The following is a 1554-nucleotide window of genomic DNA, read 5'->3' as shown; positions in this document are numbered from 1 at the left end:
GTCCGGGGTCGACGAGGTCGCGGTCGTAGGCGCCGACGGCGATGCGGTGGGGGCGGTCGCCGTGCTGGGTGACGTGGAGTGTCCAGCCGGTCTCGGAGCCGTTGCCGAGGCCGGTCCCGCCGCCGGTACCGCCGCTGCCGCCGCTGCCGTTGGCGGCGGCGGTGGTCCTGGCGTTGGCGACGGTGGGGGTGAGGGTGTCGACGCCGGTCGTGCGGAGCCACTGTTCGGCCCACCGGTGGACGTCGCGGTCGGTGGAGGCGGCGAGGGAGTCGATGAAGTCGGCGAGGGTGGCGTTGCCGAACTTGTGGCGGGTGAAGTGTGTGTTGATGCCCGCGAGGAAGTCCTTCTCGCCGAGCCAGGCGACGAGTTGGCGCAGCGCGGAGGCGCCCTTGGCGTAGGAGATGCCGTCGAAGTTGAGCATGGCGGCGGCGGTGTCGGGCACGCTGCCGGGGTCGGGTGCGACGGGGTGGGTGGAGGGGCGCTGGTCGGCGTCGTAGCCCCAGGATTTGCGGTCGATGCCGAAGGCGACCCAGGTGTCGGTGTGGCGGGTGGCCTCGGTGAGGGTCTGGTAGCCCATGTACTCGGCGAAGGACTCGTTGAGCCAGATGTCGTCCCACCAGGTGAGGGTGACGAGGTCGCCGAACCACATGTGGGCCATCTCGTGGGCGATGACCATGGCGCGGGTCTGCCGCTCGGTGTCGGTGACGGCGGAGCGGAAGACGAATTCGTCGCGGAAGGTGACGAGGCCCGGGTTCTCCATGGCGCCGGCGTTGAACTCGGGGACGAACGCCTGGTCGTAGGAGTCGAAGGGGTACGGCTCCTCGAACTTCTCGTGGTAGCGGTCGTAGCAGGCGCGGGTGACGGCGAGGATTTCGTCGGCGTCGATGTCGAGGTGCGGTGCCAGGGAGCGCCGGCAGTGGATGCCGAAGGGCAGGCCCGCGTGTTCGGTGCGCACGGAGTGCCAGGGGCCGGCGGCGACGGCCACGAGGTAGGTGGAGATGGGCGGGGTCGGGGCGAGGCTCCAGCGGCCGTCGCCCTCGTCGGTGGCGACCGAGTTGCCGAGGACGGTCCAGCCCTCGGGGGCGGTGACGCCGAGTTCGAAGACGGCCTTGAGGTCGGGCTGGTCGAAGACGGCGAAGACCCGCTGGGCGTCTTCGAGGAACATCTGGCTGTAGACGTAGGTCTCGCCGTCGCTGGGGTCGGTGAAGCGGTGCATGCCTTCGCCGGTGCGGGAGTAGCGCATGGTGGCGTCGACGAGCAGTTCGTGTTCACCGGGGGCGAGTCCGGGGAGCGCGAGGCGGTTCCCGTCGAGTGCGGCGGGGTCCAGGGGCTGTCCGTCGAGGGTGACCGAGCGCAGCAGGGCGGGCTTCAGCTCGACGAAGGTGTCGCCGGCCGCGAGGGCGGTGAAGTGGATGGCGGCACGGGATTCGAAGGTCTCGTCGCCGGTGGTGAGGTCGAGGGTGACCGTGTACCGGTGGACGTCGATGAGCTGGGCACGGGTCTGCGCTTCGTCGCGCATCAGTACGGACATGGAGGCCATGCTGCCCGATGGGC

Annotated in this window: 1 protein-coding gene; it reads right to left on the bottom strand. The window is 70.3% G+C overall.

What is annotated here, in order from left to right; genetic code table 11:
- Positions 1-1531: aminopeptidase N (gene pepN, locus GXP76_RS35415; protein WP_242575721.1), on the bottom strand; the 1531-nt coding region annotated here is incomplete at its 3' end.
- Positions 1532-1554 lie beyond the last annotated feature (23 nt).

Source organism: Streptomyces sp. NP-1717 (genome assembly GCF_022695985.1).
Lineage (GTDB): Bacteria > Actinomycetota > Actinomycetes > Streptomycetales > Streptomycetaceae > Streptomyces.
Note: the sequence above shows the minus strand (reverse complement) of the source record. Positions and strands in the feature narration are given on the sequence as shown.